Origin of the sequence: Clostridium sp. ATCC 25772 (assembly GCF_001573875.1) — a bacterium.
Lineage (GTDB): Bacteria > Bacillota > Clostridia > Clostridiales > Clostridiaceae > Clostridium_J > Clostridium_J senegalense.
In genome coordinates, this window is the sequence record NZ_LFRG01000026.1 from 16,500 (window position 1) to 34,805 (window position 18,306).

Genomic DNA, 18,306 nt, shown 5'->3' on the forward strand with positions numbered 1-18,306 from the left:
CTTGGAACCCTATAGAAAAACAAACTGGAAATTAGAATTATTTATAAGTCTAAAATATTGTTATTTGAAATATTTATGAGAATAACTAACTCTTAACAGTATTTAAGTTTCGGTATGAGTAATTTTAAAAGTAAACTTGAAACCTTATAATAACTTAGGATAAATAAAAAGGTGATTTATGAGAAATTGTAAGTAAATTTAAAGAGTTATATAAATTACGTTTAATGATTGGTGATGAAAATGATTGATGATTTTATTAATTTAGATATGAAATTAGAATTAAACCTTAATAAGGAAGTTAAAAATACCTTATTAAGGTTTAATGTTGTAAGAAAAAATGAAGTAGGTGAAAATTATAAGTTTAAAGAAATTTTTGGAAATATAAAAGATGATAAAATAATTAAAGTTAATAATAGTTTTAAAATATCTTATAAAAATTTTTATGAACAGCATAATAATTTTCTAAAAATTTTATTGAAAGGGAATTATTTAGAAAGTGACATTATTGTTTTAAATAGTGATGAAGAAGTTGAGGTTTTAAAATTCCTTGAAAATTGCAAATTTGACTTAATTACAAATGGTAAAAAATACCTAAATAGAAAAATATTAAATCGAAATTTAGATTTAAAATTTAAATTATTTGTTGATGAAGATGAAGATAAAGTGAAGTTAACTCAAATTAGTGAGATTCCTGATTATAGTACAAATAATTTTGAATATTTTTTATTGGGTAATAATATTTATAAACCAGAAACAATGCAATCTTTTAGATATAGCACTTTTTATAAGAATTTTAATACATTAGGATCTTCTACACTGACCTTTAAGAATAAGGATTTAGAAAAAACAATAGGGTTGATTTCTTTTAAATTAAAAGAGGTTAGTAATTATTTTTATATAGAAAGGCCTAATTTAAATAAAAAAATTCAGCCTTTAAAAGTGGACTTCTATATAGAAAGTAATACAAATGAAATCACGGTGAATCCTATGTTTACTTATGGAGATATTGTAATTGATATTTGCAGTGAAGATAAATTTATGCAGTCCCAAAAAGTATCTTCAAGAGATTTAGATAAAGAGAAAAAAGTAAACGATGTATTAAAAAAATATAACTTTGATATGAGAAAAATAGGATTTGTTTTAGATAATACAAAAGATATAATAGATTTCATATTGCATGGAAAAGAGAAATTGAAAGAATTGGGCACAATTCATAAAAGCGAGGATTTTAAATGTAAAAAAGTATATAAAGAAAATGATTATGAACCTACTATGGAGGTTTATAATGAATATATAGAGTTTAGCTTAGGTATTGAAGAGATAACTTTTGAGGATGTTAATAATATTTTTAATGCCATAGAAAATGAAGAGAAAATAGTAACGATGAAGAATGGTTCCTATATATATTTAAATAATAAAAAATTGTTTAAAATTTATGAGGGAATAGGGTCAAGAAATTTTTCAAGTAGTAAGTCTAAAAATGGAAGATTTGTTGTATCAAGAATTGCTTCTGTCTTTGTAAAAGGCGGAAGTGGAAATTTTCATACCCAAAAATGGAGAAAAACAGCTAATGATATAGCAGAAAATGAGGCTAATAACAAACTTTATATAGAAAAGAAAGAAAAGTTAAAAGAATTTATATATAAAATAGAAAGTGTAGAAGATGAGTTTAAACTGCCTAAAAATCTGCAAGGAGTTATTCGCAATTATCAAATTATAGGATTTAAATGGCTTAAAACTTTGGCGTTAAGAAATTTAGGGGGAATACTTGCTGATGAAATGGGACTTGGAAAAACTCTTCAAGCAATATGTTTAATACTTGACTATGTAGAAAATTCCAAAGATAGTGATAAAAAATATCCATCTATAGTTGTAGCGCCTACATCGTTAATTTATAACTGGGAAAATGAAATATTAAAATTTGCGCCTAATTTAAAAACTTGTGTTATTTATGGAGTAGCTAAGGAAAGAAGACCACTGTTTGAAACAATAAATGAATATGATGTGGTAATAACATCATATAGTACCTTAGCAAAAGATATTGATTATTATAATAACATAGAGTTTCAATATTCTTTTATTGATGAAGGACAACAAATTAAAAACTCAAATACATTAAATTCAAAAGCTGTAAAGTTAATAGATGCAAAGGCTAGATTTGCTTTAACAGGTACGCCTATAGAGAATTCCCTTTTAGAACTTTGGTCTATTTTTGACTATATAATGCCAGGGTACTTGTTATCGAAATCAAAATTTTATAGAGCTTTTCAATATCCAATAGAAAAATTTGGAGATGAGGCTGCATTAGATACCCTAAATCAAATTATAAGACCTTTTATATTAAGAAGAATGAAAAAAGATGTACTTTTAGAACTTCCTGAAAAGATTGAACAACAAATTATAATAGATATGCCTATTAAACAAAAAAGAGCTTATGATGTATGTTTGAAAAATGCTAGAAATTTAGTTCAAAATGAAATTGAAGATAAGGGAATAAATAAAAGTCAAATACACATATTTTCATTGCTTACAAGGCTAAGACAAGTATGTTGTGACCCAAGAGTAGTTTTAGATGAATATAATGGGCCAAATGGGAAAATGGAAATGTTAAAAAGTATTGTAAGAGAGGCAATAAGTAATGGAAGTAAAATTTTAATATTCTCCCAATTTGTAACCATTTTAGAAAATATTAAAAATGAACTTGACAGTGAGGAAATAGATACATTAATTTTAACAGGAAAAACAAAAGTTAAAGATAGACTTTCTCTTGTAGAAAAGTTTAATGAAGGAGAACAAAGTGTCTTTTTAATATCGTTAAAGGCTGGTGGATATGGATTAAATCTAACTTCTGCAGATGTGGTAATACACTTTGATCCATGGTGGAATCCAGCTGTAGAGAGTCAGGCAACAGATAGAGCACATAGAATAGGACAAGATAAAACAGTTAAGGTATATAAATTGATAACTAAGGGAACAATTGAAGAACGAATAATAAAACTTCACAGTTTAAAACGAAATATTATAGATAATGTTCTAAAAGATAAAAATTCTGAGGGTAGTTTTATCTCCAGCTTATCACAAAGGGAAATAGAACAATTATTTTCATAATAATTTATAAATATGGGAAACTACAGTTGAGATTTATTTTAAAATCACTGTAGTTTTCATTTTGAAAATAAAAAATGCATAAATTTATAGAAAAAATAAAAATAAGGAACGTATAAAAGCAGATTATTTCATAAAAAAATAAAAAAATATTCGTAAAAACTCTTTTCACTTAAAAAGAATTATGCTATTATAATAAGCGTGTTCAAAAAAAAGATAAAGTGAGTGATAGATATGGAAAAGTATTTTAAGCTTAAAGAGAACAATACTAATGTTAAAACAGAGATAGTAGCGGGAATGACTACATTTATGACGATGGCGTATATTTTAATAGTTAACCCATCTATTCTGTCAGTAGCAGGTATGGATTCTGGAGCAGTATTTACAGCAACTGCATTGTCAGCAGTAATAGCAACACTTATAATGGGACTTTATGCAAAATTGCCTTTTGCACAAGCTCCAGGAATGGGATTAAATGCATTCTTTGCTTTTACAATAGTTAAAGGCATGGGATATTCTTATCAATTTGCATTAACGGCAGTATTTTTAGAAGGATTAATATTTATATTTTTGACGTTATTTAATGTTCGTGAAGCAATTGTGGATTCAATACCAGAAAATATTAAAAAAGGAATATCAGTAGGTATAGGTCTATTAATAGCATTAATAGGACTTGAAGGCGCTGGAATAGTAGTTCATCCAGACGGTGGTGGAACAATAGTTGCACTTGGAAATATTATTTCAGGTCAAGGACTTTTAGCAATAATAGGTGTAATACTAACATCAATATTATTAACTAGAAATATAAAAGGGGCATTATTTATAGGAATGCTTCTTACAGCAGTAATTGGTATACCGATGGGAATTACTCATATGCCATCTAATATTGTAAGTATGCCACCATCAATTTCATCTTCAATGTTTGCTTTTGAATGGCATAACATAATTTCTTTAGATATGGTTATTGTATTATTTACATTATTATTTATGGATATGTTTGATACAATAGGAACTTTAGTTGGAGTAGCAACAAAAGCTAAAATGTTAGATGAAAATGGAAAAGTTCCCAATATTAAAAAGGCACTTTTTGCAGATGCAGTAGGAACAACATTAGGTGCTTGTTTAGGGACTAGTACAGTTAGTACCTTTGTTGAAAGTGCATCAGGGGTTGCTGAAGGTGGAAGAACAGGATTAACAGCAGTTTCTACAGCAGTAATGTTTTTCCTAGCATTGTTTTTCTCCCCAATATTCGCTGTAATAACACCAGCTGTAACAGCTTCTGCACTAGTATTAGTAGGATTATTTATGATAGAACCTATAAAAGAAATAGATTTAGATGACTATACTGAAGCTATACCGGCATTTTTAACAATTATAATGATGCCATTTTCATACTCAATATCAGATGGTATAGTTTTTGGTGTAATATCATACATATTATTAAAATTGTGTTCAGGAAAACATAAAGACATAAGTATAACAACAGTTATAATAGGAATAATATTTCTGTTAAAGTTTTTGATATAATACATATAATATAAAAATAGCCAGTAAAAGATAAATTAAGCCCTTATCTTTTAACTGGTTATTTTTACTTTAATTAATATAATTAATTAAAAAGAAATATCCAAAGATTTTAAAAATAAACTCAATTCGTAGCATTTCTATTTCAAATGACATATTAAAACAAATATGATAGAATTAAATAAAGTTATACCTTTACATACATTAAAATTTTGTTTGAAATATTAAACATATCGAATTTTAAATTGTCTCAAATTTTAAACAAGGTATAAAATATAAAACTATATAAAAATATAAAAAAATATATTAATTTTAAATTGTATATGAATATAGGAGGAATAACAAATGAAAATATCAAAAAGAATAGGAAATGTTGAAGCATCAACAATAATGGAACTTTTAACTTATTCAGCAGAAGCTAAGAAAAGTGGTAAAAAAGTATATCATTTAAATATAGGACAACCTGATATTAAAACTCCACAAGGATTTGTAGATGCTATAAGAAATCATAAAGAAGAAGTTTTAGAATATGCATTATCAGAGGGATTACCAGAATTAATAGAAGTTATACAAAAATATTACGAAGGATATAATATCAAATTTAATAAAGATGAAATATTAATAGTAAACGGTGGTAGTGAAGCATTGTTATTTGCTATGTTAACAATATGTGATGAAGGTGACAATATAATAGTTCCAGAGCCATTTTATTCAAATTATAGCAGTTTTGCAAATGCAGTTGGTGTTACTATAAGACCAGTTACAACTTATGCAGAAAATGGTTTTCACCTACCTAAAAAAGAAGAAATATTAGCTAAAATAGATGAAAATACTTCTGCTATACTTTTATCAAACCCTGGAAATCCAACAGGAGTTGTTTACACTAAAGAAGAAATTCAAATGATAGCTGAAATAGCAAAAGAAAAAGATTTATGGGTAATAGCAGATGAGGTTTATAGAGAGTTTGTATATGAAGGAGAGTACACTAGCTTTGGAAATATAAAAGCAGCAGAAGATAGAGTTATAATAGTTGATAGTGTTTCTAAAAGATATAGTGCATGTGGGGCAAGAATAGGTTCTATAGCATCTAAGAATAAAGCTGTTATGACAGAACTTTTAAAATTATGTCAAGCAAGGTTATCAGTTCCAACATTAGAGCAAATAGGGGCGGTTGAGCTTTATAAAACTCCATCTTCTTACTTAAAAGAAGTTAATGAAGAATATAGAGAAAGAAGAGATGTTTTATATAACGAACTTATAAAAGTTCCTGGAGTAGTATGTAAAAAACCAACAGGAGCATTCTATATAATGGCTAAACTACCAGTTGAAAGCGCCGATGACTTTGTAAAATGGTTATTAAAGGACTTTGAAATGGAAGGAAAAACAGTAATGCCTTGTCCAGCAGAAGGTTTCTATGGAACAGAAGGGCTTGGAAAAGATGAAATAAGGCTTGCTTATGTATTAGAAAAAGAAACATTAGAAGATGCAGCAAGAATATTAAAAGAAGGATTAAATGAATATTTAAAATTAAATAAGTAATATATGAAAAAAGCTTTCCTAATTTAAATTTATAGGAAGGCTTTTTTATATGTTTAATTAAGTGGAATGCGAATATTTTTAATGTAAAGTATTAAAGTGTTAAATAGAAAATATAAATAATAGTATATGTAATAAAGGTGGTAGGGAGATAATCATGGCAGGCTTAAATAAGTGTAATTTATATTATGATGAGAATGCATATCATTTTTTAATAGAGTATAGAGGAGATTTTACAAAAGAAATAAATAAAGTTTCTTATGCTTGTGGATATGCAATTAATAATAGTCTTGCGATAGTAGTTGTTGAATTTGAAAACTTAGAGAAATTAAAACAAGATGTTCCATCAATTATTTATATAGATTTTAGAAGTACATTTTATAGTACAAGATATTTCTCCAGATTATGCAGATAACATACAAACTGTTAAAAATCCAAATTTAGAAGGTGTTGTTCCAGAATATGATTTTGTTATTATAAAAAATAAAATAAAAAATAAAATAATGAATAAGATTAAATTTATAATCTATTAAATTAAAAAATTGTAAAATAATTAAAATTTTTCACTGAAAACATGGTATATTTAAGAAAAAGATAAAAAATAGCTTGAAAAATGTAAAATTTAAGAATATAATGAAAGTGTTTGAAATAGAAAATTAAATAGTGTGTATGTTGGGTACCTTTATAGGTATAATAGGGAAAGTGGTTAAAATCCACTACAGCCCCCGCTACTGTATACGGATACGAAGTCAAATCCACTGGGTAATACTGGGAAGGATGATTAAGGTTAAGCCGTGAGTCAGGAGACCTGCCTAATATATTATGTCATAGATTTCGGAGGGAAATTGGGTGTATGAAAGATAATAAATATTATTTTAATGTTTATTTTTATTCGATATAAAACCTCTGTTTTTCAGAGGTTTTTTTATTTTAAATTATATAAATAAGTTTTTAGGGGGAAAAAAATGTTAAGATTAAACAAAAAAATTACAAAGACAATATTAAGTATTACATTATGTACAGTAATAAGTGTAGGATTTGCTGGGTGTTCTAGTTTAAATTCAACATCTACAACATCTAATGTAGTTGTGGATAATCAAAAAAGTGAAAGTAAAGTTAAAACAAAGTTAGAAGATGAAAAAGTATATGTATCTTTAAAAGATACTACTAATTATTTGAAAGGAGAGTTTTTATTAGAAAAAAATACAGTAACAGTTAAAAATAAAGAAGATATTATAACTATAAATTTAGAAAATGATGAAGCAAAAATAAATTCTACAGTTATAAATCTAAAGGATAAAATAAAAAAAGAAAATGATGATGTATACGTTATAATGGATTTTCTGAATGAAGCTGTAGATGCTAGATTTACATATAATAAAGAAAATAAAGAATTAAACATAAAAACAGAAATGCCATTAGAGTATACAAAGGCTTTTAGTGTTAAGTATTTGAAAGGTGGCATTAAAAAAATAACTGATGGAGAAAAGAGAACTTTGATTTTAGTTCCACAAGGAAAAGAAGTTCCAAAAGAATATAAAGATGAAATAGTAATTAATACTCCAATAGATAATGTTTTATTAGGTTCTACAACTCAAGCATGCTTATTAAGATCAATAGGTGCTCTTAATAGTGTTAAAGCTGTAACTACAGAAGCTAAAAATTGGAGTATAGATGAGATAAAAAATGGAATGGAAAAGGGCGATATAGAGTTTGTTGGAAGAGGAGATTCACCAGATTATGAAAAAATATCTATGATGAAACCGGATTTGGCAGTGGTGTATACTGGACCATCAGGACAACAAAAACTTATTGAAAAGCTAAAGGAACTGAATATAAATTATGTAGTTGATAATGAATATTTAGAAGAAAATCCTTACGGAAGAATGGAATGGGCTAAATTAATGAGTGCATTCTATGATAAAGAGGAAGAATCAGAAAAGCAATTTAATGAAGCTATAGAAAAAGTTAAGGCTGCAAGTAAAAATATAGAGGGAAAAGATAAGCCTAAAATTGTATGGGCAACAATAAGTAAAGGAAAAGTATATATACCTAAAGGTGATTCATATGTTGCAAAAATGATAGAGATGGCTGGCGGAGAATATATGTTTAAAGATGATGGAATAGGAAGTGGGAACATAAGCATAGAGGAGTTATATGCAAAGGCTAATGATGCAGATATATTTATGTATTCTTCTACTACAAACTATACACCAAAATTAAAAAATGTTATTGAACAAGCTCCTATCCTTGAGAAACTTGATGTAGTTAAAAATAAAAAAGTTTGGTGTTTTGCTCCAGATTACTATCAATCAATAGATAAAACAGATGAACTTATTATAGATTTAATGGAAATATTCCATCCAGGTTCTATAGGTGAAGATATAAAACATTATGTAAATTATAAAGAATAAAGAATTAAAAATTAACATTGGAGAGAAAGATGGAATTTATAAAAAAATCTAGAGTTAAATACACAATTATTTTTTCTGTATTAATATTAGCACTATTTTTCACGTTAATTTTTTGTATTTGTTTTGGGTCTGTAAAAATAGGCGCTTTCAATGTAGGTAATATTTTATTTAATAAAGATATCATAGAGGACCCTTTTTATGATATAGTTTGGAATATTAGATTTCCAAGGGCATTAGCTACAGTAATAGGAGGGTCAGCATTAGCTTGTTCAGGATTATTACTTCAAATATTTTTTAAAAATCCTATAGTTGAGCCTTATGTTTTAGGAGTATCATCAGGAGCTTCTCTTGCTGTTGGGATTATTATGCTGGGAGGTTTGAGTTTTGGGTTTGAAAGCATTTCTCCTTTTATGTTAGTAGCAGCAGCCTTTATAGGTTCATTAATAGTTATGTGTATAGTAATTATTTTTGCAGGAAAAGTAAAAAGCGTAGTTACGCTATTAGTAATAGGTATGATGTTTGGATATCTGTGCAGTGGAGTTACAAGTGTATTAACAGCTTTTGCAGATAAGGAAAAACTTCAGGGATTTACAATTTGGAGAATGGGCAGCTTTTCAGGATTTACATGGGAACAAGTTAGGGCTTTAATGATTATAGGAATTCCAGCTATACTATTAAGTATGATTATTATAAAGCCTTTAAACGCATTTTTATTAGGTGAAGATTATGCTAAAAGTATGGGTGTGAAGATTAAAAAATTTCGTATAGCTATTGTAGCAATTTCAAGCATTTTAGCTTCAGTTGTAACTGCATTTTCAGGTCCAGTTGCATTTATTGGTTTAGCAGTTCCTCAAATTTCAAGACTTATATTTAAAACAACAGATAATAAAGTACTTGTACCAGGAACAATAATATTAGGAGGTATAGTAACATCTATTTGTGACTTGATTGCTAGAACTATTTTTGCACCAATTGAACTACCAATAAGTGCTATAACTTCTTTTATTGGAGCACCAATAGTTATTTTCCTTATACTTAAAAGGAGGAGTACTATATGATGATGTTAGAAACTAAGAATTTATCTGTTGGTTATGATAAAAAAGTTGTAGTTAATAATGTTGAGATACAAGTGAATAAAGGTGAAATACTTTGTTTTTTAGGTGCAAATGGAGCTGGAAAAACTACAGTATTAAGAACTCTTTCAACGCTTTTAAAAACTATTGATGGGGAAGTTTATTTAAAAAATGAAAATATAGATAAAATTGATAAAAAGGAACTTGCTAAAAAATTAGCATTAGTTTTAACAAATAAATTTTCAGGAGAGTTAACTACTGTATATGAAATCGTATCCACGGGAAGGTATCCTCATACTGGTTTTTTTGGACGACTTAATGAAAACGATAATGAAAAAATATTGGAAGCTTTATCAGTTGTAAATGCAGAACATTTAAAAGAAAGATATTTTAATGAATTAAGTGATGGAGAAAAACAAAAAGTTTTAGTAGCAAGAGCACTAGTTCAAGAACCAGAAATTATTATATTAGATGAACCAACAACTCATTTAGATATAAGACATAGATTAGAACTTATGGATATTTTAAAAGAGCTTAGCAAGAAAAAAAATATAGCAGTTGTAGTTTGTTTACATGAGATAGACATTGCTATTAAAAGTTGCGATAAAGTAGTTTTAATAAAAGATAATTCTATGTTGGCATATGGAACTCCAGAAGATGTAGTAGATGAAAAAGTAATAAACAATTTATATGGTATGGAAAATAATTATAATAATTTATTAGGATCGGTAGAACTTAAAAATAAATGTAAACCTGAAGTATTTATACTTGGTGGATGTGGTAAGGCTTCGCACATATATAGGGCTCTTACTAAACGATATATAGGAATTTCAACAGGAATACTTTATGAAAATGATATTGATTATGAAGTAGCAAGGACTATGGGATTAGAGATTTATAGTGCTAAACCCTATGAAAAAATTAAAGAGAAGGATGTAATCTATGCTAATAATGCATTAAATGATGTAAATATAGTTATAGATTCTGGGGCAAGTCTTCAGGGTATAAATAAATTAAATACTGAAATTATTAGGGAAGCTATAAGAAGAAAAAAGATAGTTTTATCTTTAAGAAATGAATATGAGACTATGAGACTATTTAGTGATTGTTATAAAAATATTAAAAATGTAAATAGTATATTAGAGCTTTTAAACGAGTGTTATATGGTAACTAAAAAATAATTTAACAAATGAAATAGTGTATATTTCAGGGGGGTGTAGAATTATAATGTTTAGACTTTTATTTATAATGTCTCCAATGGATTCATCATACAAATTAAAAGAAGTAAATATGTCACTTCAAGAAAAATATAATGATGAGTTTTCTATAGAGCTTATGGACACTTATACAATAGATGAAAATCCAGAAGAATTTAATAAGTGCATGAGAGAAATTCAATGTTCAGATATAATTTTTATCACGGCACATGGTGGGATAAGTTACTTTAAAAGCTTAAATAAAATAATGGACAAGTATCAAGGAAAAAAGAAATTTTTTATTCATTCAGGTCTAGATGATGAAAACAATGAATTATTTAAAAAATCATTAATTTCTAAAGAGGAATATATAGGTATATTAAACTATTTTTTAATAGGAGATACTGAAAATTTAGAAAATATGATACTACATTTAGCTAAAAATTTAGGTGAAAAAAATTATAAAGTTAATTCACCTAAATATCCTAAATGGGAAGGTATATATTATCCAGGAAAAAATATAGAAAACTATGAAGAATATATAGAAGGTTTAAGAAATAATGAAAAGCCGATTATTGCTATTTTATTTTATAGCAAATATATGCATGAAAATAATGTAGAACATATTGATAGATTTATAAAAGAGATAGAAAATCTACAAGGTCAACCATTAGCAATATATACATCTAGTGCCCCTAATCCATCTATCGGATGTAAGGGATTTCAATGGGTTGTTGATAATATATTGATGAAAGATGGTAAATCCCAAGTTGATGCAATTATAAATACTATAGGATATTCTCAAAGTATATTAAGTAACCCTGGAGATGGTACAACTGTAGTGGATAAAAGTATATTTGAAAATATAAAAGTCCCAGTATTTCAAGGATTAAACACTTATCAAAGTTTTGAAAATTGGGAAAATTCATTGCAAGGTGTTGACATGATGTCTCTTACAGGAAGTGTTTATTATCCAGAGTTTGATGGACAAATAATTACTGTAACTACATCTTATTGCGAAAAAGTAAAAGATGAAATAGGAGAAAAATTAGTATTTAAGCCAATCAAAGAAAGAATTAATAAAGTCTGTAGGTTAGCTTTAAATTGGGCAAAGCTTAGAGTTATGGAAAATAAAAATAAGAAAGTAGCAATAATTTTTCATAATATGCCACCAAGAAATGATATGATTGGTTGTGCTTTTGGATTAGATACTCCTGCTACTGTATTTAATATAGTAGAAAAATTAAAAAGTGAGGGTGTATATACAGAGTATGATTTTGAAAATGGTGATGAAATAATAAATAGAATTATTGATGCTGTAAGTAATGATATGAGATGGCTATCACCAGAAAAGGCTATAGAAAAGAGTGTAGATATAATAGAGGGTAATTTATATAGAAAATGGTTTTCTAATCTTTCCGAAAAGGTTCAGAATAAAATGACACATGATTGGGATACTCCACCTGGGGAATTTATGGTATTTAATGATAAACTCCCAATACCAGGTATTATTAACGGAAATATATTTATAGGACTTCAACCACCAAGGGGATATGAAGAAAAGGCAGATGAAGTTTATCATAGTACAGATATTGTTCCACCTCACCAATATATAGCTTTTTACAAGTGGGTAAAAAATGTATTTAAAGCTGATGTAATTGCGCATATTGGAACACATGGTACATTAGAATGGCTTCCTGGAAAAGAAGTTGGACTTTCGAAAGATTGTTACACAGATATTGCAATTGATGATATGCCTCATATTTATCCTTATAGCATAAATGTTGTAGGTGAAGGAATTCAGGTAAAAAGAAGAGGAAATGGAGTTATTTTAGATCACCTTATTCCTTCACTTATGCAAAGTGGAACTTATGGTGAAATGGAAAACGTTGATGATTTAATAAAGCAGTACTATCATGCAAAACAAGGAGATAATACAAAAGTAAAACATATAGAAGATGAGATAGTAAATTTAGTTGTAAAAAATAATTATCATATAGATTTAAATATGAGTAAAGAAGAAATAAAAAATGATTTTAATTTATTTATGGAACGTTTTCATGGTTGGATTGAAGAAATCAAAAACTCCTTAATAAAAGATGGCTTACATATTTTTGGTAAAGTTCCGGAAGAAGAAAGGTTTGAAAATTTAGTTTCTGCACTTTTAAGAATATCTAATAGCAATATTTTATCATTAATTGAAGGTGTCTGTATTGCTTGTGAATTAGATTATGAATATTTAAAAGATAATCCATATGATATCAATAATGCAGGGAAAACAAATTTAATGTTATTAGATGAAATGGAAGAGATAAGTAGGGACATAATAAATAAAATTCATAAATCAAATTATGAAATTAAAACTATTGAAGATATATTAAAGAAATATTTTAAAGTAGAAACAAGCAATTTAAATGATTTAAGAAAAACATTAGAGTATGCATGTACTGTTGTTAAAGATAAATTGAATGGTACAACAGATGAAATTAAATATTTTATAAATGCAGTAAATGGAGAATTTGTGCCACCTGGTGGTTCAGGAAGTCCAACTAGAGGAAGAGTAGATATATTACCAACAGGAAGAAATTTTTATTCTATAGATCCTACTTCGGTTCCTACTAGAGCATCATGGAAAGTAGGTAAACAACTTGGTGATAATTTAATAAGCAAATATTTAAATGATGAAGGAAAATATCCTGAAACAGTTGTAATGATTGTATATTCTGGAGAAACGATGAAAACTTGCGGAGATGATATATCTCAGGCTCTTTATTTAATGGGAATAAAGCCTAAATGGTTAGGAGATACAGATAAAGTAATAGGACTTGAAGTTATACCATTACAAGAATTAAAAAGACCAAGAATTGACGTTACTTTAAGAATATCTGGTCTTTTTAGAGATACTTTTCCTAATATTATTGAATTAGTTGAGGATGCCGTTAATCTTGCATCAAGCCTAGATGAAAGTGATGATACAAACTATATAAGAAAAAACATATTAAGTGAAATTAATAATTTAATTAAAAGTGGTATTGAAGTGGAAAAAGCACAACAACAAGCAAGTTTAAGAATATTTGGATGTCCTCCAGGGACATACGGTGCTGGTGTAGACACATTAATTAATAGTAAGAATTGGAATGATGTTAGTGACCTTGGAAATGTATATGCATTATGGGGTGGACATGCTTATGGGCGTAAAATTCATGGAGATAAACTTAAAGATGTATTTGCAAAAAGATTGTCTTTAGCACAAGTAACTGTTAAAAATGAATCTTCACAAGAAATAGATATGCTTGATAGTGATGATTTTTATAATTATCATGGAGGTCTTATTGCAGCAGTAAGAACTTTTTCAGGGAAAATGCCTAAATCTTATTGTGGAGATACTAGTGATCCATCTAGAGCTAAAGTCAAAGAAGTTAAAGAAGAAACAGCGAGAATCATGCGATGTAGAATTTTAAATCCAAAATGGTTTGAGGGACTTAAGCCGCATGGATATAAAGGTGCTCAGGAAATTTCAGGTATGGTAGATTTCGTATTTGGATGGGATGCAACTGCCGATGTTGTTGAAGATTGGATGTATGAAAAAATAAGTGAAACTTATCTTTTTGATGATGAAAAAAGAGAGTGGATAAAAAGTGTGAATTCATGGGCTATACACAGTATGTCTGAAAGATTGTTAGAAGCTAATCAAAGAGGCATGTGGAATGCAAATAAGGAGAGTGTAGAAAAATTAAGACAGATATACATGGACATAGAAGGAGATATAGAAGATTATGTTTAAAAATGTGAAATTTTTAGTGCTATGGTTAACTAATGATTGCAATTTGAGATGTAAATACTGTTATGCAAATGCAGGAGAGAAAAATGAATATATGACCTTTGAAACAGCAAGAAAAGCATTAGAAATGCCAAAGTCTAAATTTAAACTCCAACTAGCAGGAGGTGAACCACTTTTAAACTTTAATCTTGTTAAAGATATATATAATTATTTAAAAGTTAATAATCCAGAAATTAAAATTCAAATGCAAACTAATGGAGCTTTGATAAATAGTGAAGTTGCTAAGGAAATTAAGAAAATGGATATATCCCTTGGTGTAAGTTTAGATGGACCTATAGGAATTAATGAAAAATTAAGAGGGAAAACAAAGGATGTTATAAATGGAATAAGAATCTTAGCACAGGAAGGTATAATGGTAAATCTAAATTGTGTCGTAACTAATGAAAGTATTCAACATTTACATAAGCTTGTAGATTTAGCTTTATATTTAGGAAATGTTGGAGGTATAGGCCTTGATTTATTAAGAAAAACTGGAAGAGCTTCTAATGGTGAAGTAAAAAAGGCAACTCCATCTCAAATAGAAAAGCATTTAAAAGAGGCCTACAATAGGAGTATTGAATTATATAAATTAACTGGAAGAAAAATAATTATAAGAGAAATAGAGGATGCAAGAAAAAGAATTACAGAAAACAATATATGCACAGATTATTGCCATGCAGTCTATGGAGGGTCTATGGTGGTACATCCTGATGGAAGCTTATATCCTTGCGGTTCTCTTAGTAAAAATGAGAAATATTATATGGGGAATATATCTAATTTATCTTCACAAAGAGAGATTAGAATAACTAATAATAAATCTGAAAGTTGTAAAATATGCAAATATGAAAAAATTTGTGTAGGAGCATGTCCAGCAAGGAATATTATAAATGGTAAAAGTAGTGAAATAAACATTGAGGATTGTATTTTAAGAAAAACCTCTTTTAAGATTGTAGAAAAAGAAATTAAACAGGGTGGAGAGGAGTATAAGAATGCTAATTATTAAAGAGCTTACAAAGAAATATAATAATGTAATGGCAGTAAATAAGTTGAATTTGCAAATTAGTAAAGGTGAATTCTTTGGGCTTTTAGGGCCTAATGGCGCTGGAAAGAGCACAAGCATTAGAATGATAAGTACACTGACTCCACCTACGTCAGGAGATATTATTATAAATAATGAAAATATGAATAGAAATTTGCAAGAAGTTAAAAAGAAAATAGGTGTAGTACCGCAAGGAAATAATTTAGAAGTTGAAATGACAGCTTGGGAAAATCTTGAGCTTCATGGAAGACTTTATAAAATGCCTAAACATATAAGAAGAAAAAGAATAGAGGAACTTTTAGAATTTACAGAACTTACTAAAAGGGCTAATGAAATTGTTAAAGGATATTCTGGTGGAATGAAAAGAAAACTTATGATAGCAATAGCACTTATGCATAATCCTGACTTACTTCTTTTAGATGAACCAACAGTAGGACTTGATGCAAATGCAAGGAGAAAAATGTGGGATTTGCTTAAAAGGTTAAAAGATGAAGGACTAACAGTATTATTAACAACTCACTATATTGAAGAAGCTGAGATTTTGTGCGATAGAGTAGGGCTTATAGATGGTGGAAGTCTAATGGAACTAGATTCTCCACAAAAGTTAATAGAAAAGGTTGGTAAATTTACTGTTGAGTATTTTAAAAATGGAGAAACTAAAGAAGAATTTTTTGAAACAAGGGAAGAAGCTACTTTATTTGCATCTAAATTAGAAGGAAATGTAAATATTAGATCATCAAATTTAGAAGATGTATTTATTAAATTAACTAATAGAAGGGTGGAAGCATAATGTCAACATTTACAAGCATTTTATGGCAAGAATATATACTATTTAAACGTAAATTTTGGACTATAACTTTGGCATCAATGGTTTCACCTATTTTGTATTTAATAGCTTTTGGATGGGGACTTGGTGGAGGTGTAACTGTAGAAGGTAAAGCTTATATTAATTTTGTAATTCCAGGAATTATTGCTTTAACTACAATGACATCAAGTTATAATAACACAGCAAATTCAGTTAATATATCAAGAATATTTTATAAAACCTTTGAAACTTTTATGATAGCACCTATTTCTATAGCATATTATGCGTTAGGGAAAATAGTAGCTGGAGCATTAATGGGAATGTATTCAGCATTATTAATAATAGTTTTATCTATAATTTTTAAAGCAGGAATAACAATAAATCTTTATTTTATTTTAATAATTATTCTTAATTGTTTAGTTTTCGCAGCAATAGGATTTACAGTAGGGGTATTTATAAATTCACATAGCGATATGTCAAAGTTTTCAAGCTTTGTTATTACACCAATGTCATTTTTATGTGGAACATTTTTTTCATTAGATAAAATGCCATTAACAATAAAGAATATTATATGGTTATTGCCACTAACTCATACTAGTTTGGGATTAAGAAGTAGTAATGACAATTTAACGAATATGATTATACATCCTATTATTTTAATTTTATATTTTATATTTATATTTTTAATAGGAATAAGAAAATGTAAAAGAGCAGAATAACAATGCTTATATTTGAAGGGAGTCTTATAAAATGAAAAATACAAAAGAAATTTATCCATTTACAGCAATTGTTGGTCAAGATAGCATGAAAAAAGCATTAATACTTAATGTTATAAACCCATCTCTTGGAGGTGTTTTGATAAGAGGAGAAAAAGGTACTGCTAAATCAACAGCAGTTCGTGCTTTAGCAGAGCTTTTACCAGAAAAGTCACAGGTTGAAGGATGTATTTTTGGATGTGATCCTAAAAATAAAAGTAATATTTGTATAGAATGTGGTAAAAAAATAGAGAAGAATGAAGTTTTAAAAGAAAAAAAAGAGAAGATGAGGGTGGTAGATTTACCAGTTAGTGCTACAGAAGATAGAGTTGTAGGAACTTTAGATATTGAATATGCAATTAAAAATGGAGAAAAGAAATTTGAGCCAGGAATTTTGGCTAATGCTAATAGAAATATTCTTTATGTAGATGAAGTAAACCTTCTTGATGATCATGTAGTAGATGTTTTACTTGATTCAGCAGCTATGGGGGTAAACACAATAGAAAGAGAAGGTGTGTCTTTTTCACATCCAGCTAAATTTATTCTTGTAGGTACTATGAATCCAGAAGAAGGAGATTTAAGACCGCAACTTCTAGATAGATTTGGTATGGTAGTTGATGTAATAGGTGAGAGGGATAGCGAAAAAAGAGTTCAAGTAATTAAAAGAAGATTAGAATATGAAAACAATAAGGAAAGTTTTATATTAAGTTATGAGGAAGAGCAAAAAAAATTAAGAGATAAAATTGTAAAAGCAAAGGATATATTAAAAGAAGTTACTTTTGATGAAAAAATATTACAAATGGCAGCAACTATAAGTATAGAAATGGATGTAGATGGTCATAGGGCAGATATAAGTATGATAAAAACAGCAATGACTATAGCTGCATTAAATGGAAGAAAGAATGTAACTAGTGAAGATATGATTGAATCAGCAAAGTTAACCCTTCCACATAGAATGAGAAAAAAACCATTTGAAGAAGGAGTTATGAATTTTTCTAAGATTGAAGAAATAATTAACGAAATAGCAATAGCTTAAGGA

At 27.9% G+C, this 18,306-nt stretch carries 12 protein-coding genes and 1 riboswitch; all 12 genes read left to right on the plus strand.

From position 1 onward, the window contains the following. The first annotated feature begins 240 nt into the window (after nt 1-240). The 12 genes from AZI32_RS10710 to AZI32_RS10765 all read left to right on the plus strand — a co-directional run bounded on the left by AZI32_RS10710 (nt 241) and on the right by AZI32_RS10765 (nt 18,303). Nucleotides 241-3,108, plus strand: a complete 2,868-nt coding sequence (locus tag AZI32_RS10710) for an SNF2-related protein (RefSeq protein ID WP_061995834.1) — start codon at nt 241-243, stop codon at nt 3,106-3,108. A 231-nt stretch (nt 3,109-3,339) separates the two neighbouring features. Then, nucleotides 3,340-4,632 carry an NCS2 family permease gene (locus tag AZI32_RS10715; protein WP_061995835.1) on the plus strand — a complete coding sequence of 431 codons (1,293 nt, stop codon included), beginning with the start codon at nt 3,340-3,342 and terminating at the stop codon, nt 4,630-4,632. A 342-nt stretch (nt 4,633-4,974) separates the two neighbouring features. Beyond that, the gene (locus AZI32_RS10720; protein ID WP_061995836.1) at nt 4,975-6,168 is read left to right on the plus strand and encodes a pyridoxal phosphate-dependent aminotransferase; all 1,194 of its coding nucleotides are present in this window, start codon (nt 4,975-4,977) and stop codon (nt 6,166-6,168) included. A 154-nt stretch (nt 6,169-6,322) separates the two neighbouring features. After that, a complete protein-coding gene (locus AZI32_RS10725) occupies nt 6,323-6,580 on the plus strand; it encodes a hypothetical protein (protein ID WP_061995837.1) in 258 nt (85 codons plus the stop codon). A 242-nt stretch (nt 6,581-6,822) separates the two neighbouring features. Then, a riboswitch (cobalamin riboswitch) is annotated at nt 6,823-6,996 on the plus strand. Between the two features lie 134 nt (nt 6,997-7,130). After that, the gene (locus AZI32_RS10730) at nt 7,131-8,579 is read left to right on the plus strand and encodes an ABC transporter substrate-binding protein (RefSeq protein WP_061995838.1); all 1,449 of its coding nucleotides are present in this window, start codon (nt 7,131-7,133) and stop codon (nt 8,577-8,579) included. A gap of 29 nt (nt 8,580-8,608) precedes the next feature. Next, nucleotides 8,609-9,637, plus strand: a complete 1,029-nt coding sequence (locus AZI32_RS10735; protein ID WP_061995839.1) for an iron ABC transporter permease — start codon at nt 8,609-8,611, stop codon at nt 9,635-9,637. After that, nucleotides 9,634-10,833, plus strand: a complete 1,200-nt coding sequence (locus tag AZI32_RS10740) for an ABC transporter ATP-binding protein (RefSeq protein WP_242865296.1) — start codon at nt 9,634-9,636, stop codon at nt 10,831-10,833. The genes AZI32_RS10735 and AZI32_RS10740 overlap by 4 nt, the downstream gene beginning before the upstream one ends. A gap of 46 nt (nt 10,834-10,879) precedes the next feature. Continuing rightward, a complete protein-coding gene (gene cobN, locus AZI32_RS10745; protein WP_061995840.1) occupies nt 10,880-14,632 on the plus strand; it encodes a cobaltochelatase subunit CobN in 3,753 nt (1,250 codons plus the stop codon). Beyond that, nucleotides 14,625-15,671 (plus strand): radical SAM protein, encoded by a 1,047-nt coding sequence (locus AZI32_RS10750; RefSeq protein ID WP_061995841.1) that lies wholly within the window; start codon nt 14,625-14,627, stop codon nt 15,669-15,671. The genes cobN and AZI32_RS10750 overlap by 8 nt, the downstream gene beginning before the upstream one ends. Beyond that, nucleotides 15,658-16,497 (plus strand): ABC transporter ATP-binding protein, encoded by an 840-nt coding sequence (locus tag AZI32_RS10755; RefSeq protein ID WP_061995842.1) that lies wholly within the window; start codon nt 15,658-15,660, stop codon nt 16,495-16,497. The genes AZI32_RS10750 and AZI32_RS10755 overlap by 14 nt, the downstream gene beginning before the upstream one ends. Then, nucleotides 16,497-17,231 (plus strand): ABC transporter permease, encoded by a 735-nt coding sequence (locus tag AZI32_RS10760; protein ID WP_061995843.1) that lies wholly within the window; start codon nt 16,497-16,499, stop codon nt 17,229-17,231. The genes AZI32_RS10755 and AZI32_RS10760 overlap by 1 nt, the downstream gene beginning before the upstream one ends. 31 nt (nt 17,232-17,262) lie before the next feature. Next, complete coding sequence (locus tag AZI32_RS10765; protein ID WP_061995844.1) at nt 17,263-18,303, plus strand: ATP-binding protein; 1,041 nt, start codon at nt 17,263-17,265, stop codon at nt 18,301-18,303. The last annotated feature ends 3 nt before the right edge of the window (nt 18,304-18,306 follow it).

Coding starts and splice junctions, on each gene's coding strand:
- AZI32_RS10710 (WP_061995834.1), top strand. CDS start 241: ATGATTGATGATTTTATTAATTTAGATATGAAATTAGAATTAAACCTT.
- AZI32_RS10715 (WP_061995835.1), top strand. CDS start 3,340: ATGGAAAAGTATTTTAAGCTTAAAGAGAACAATACTAATGTTAAAACA.
- AZI32_RS10720 (WP_061995836.1), top strand. CDS start 4,975: ATGAAAATATCAAAAAGAATAGGAAATGTTGAAGCATCAACAATAATG.
- AZI32_RS10725 (WP_061995837.1), top strand. CDS start 6,323: ATGGCAGGCTTAAATAAGTGTAATTTATATTATGATGAGAATGCATAT.
- AZI32_RS10730 (WP_061995838.1), top strand. CDS start 7,131: ATGTTAAGATTAAACAAAAAAATTACAAAGACAATATTAAGTATTACA.
- AZI32_RS10735 (WP_061995839.1), top strand. CDS start 8,609: ATGGAATTTATAAAAAAATCTAGAGTTAAATACACAATTATTTTTTCT.
- AZI32_RS10740 (WP_242865296.1), top strand. CDS start 9,634: ATGATGATGTTAGAAACTAAGAATTTATCTGTTGGTTATGATAAAAAA.
- cobN (WP_061995840.1), top strand. CDS start 10,880: ATGTTTAGACTTTTATTTATAATGTCTCCAATGGATTCATCATACAAA.
- AZI32_RS10750 (WP_061995841.1), top strand. CDS start 14,625: ATGTTTAAAAATGTGAAATTTTTAGTGCTATGGTTAACTAATGATTGC.
- AZI32_RS10755 (WP_061995842.1), top strand. CDS start 15,658: ATGCTAATTATTAAAGAGCTTACAAAGAAATATAATAATGTAATGGCA.
- AZI32_RS10760 (WP_061995843.1), top strand. CDS start 16,497: ATGTCAACATTTACAAGCATTTTATGGCAAGAATATATACTATTTAAA.
- AZI32_RS10765 (WP_061995844.1), top strand. CDS start 17,263: ATGAAAAATACAAAAGAAATTTATCCATTTACAGCAATTGTTGGTCAA.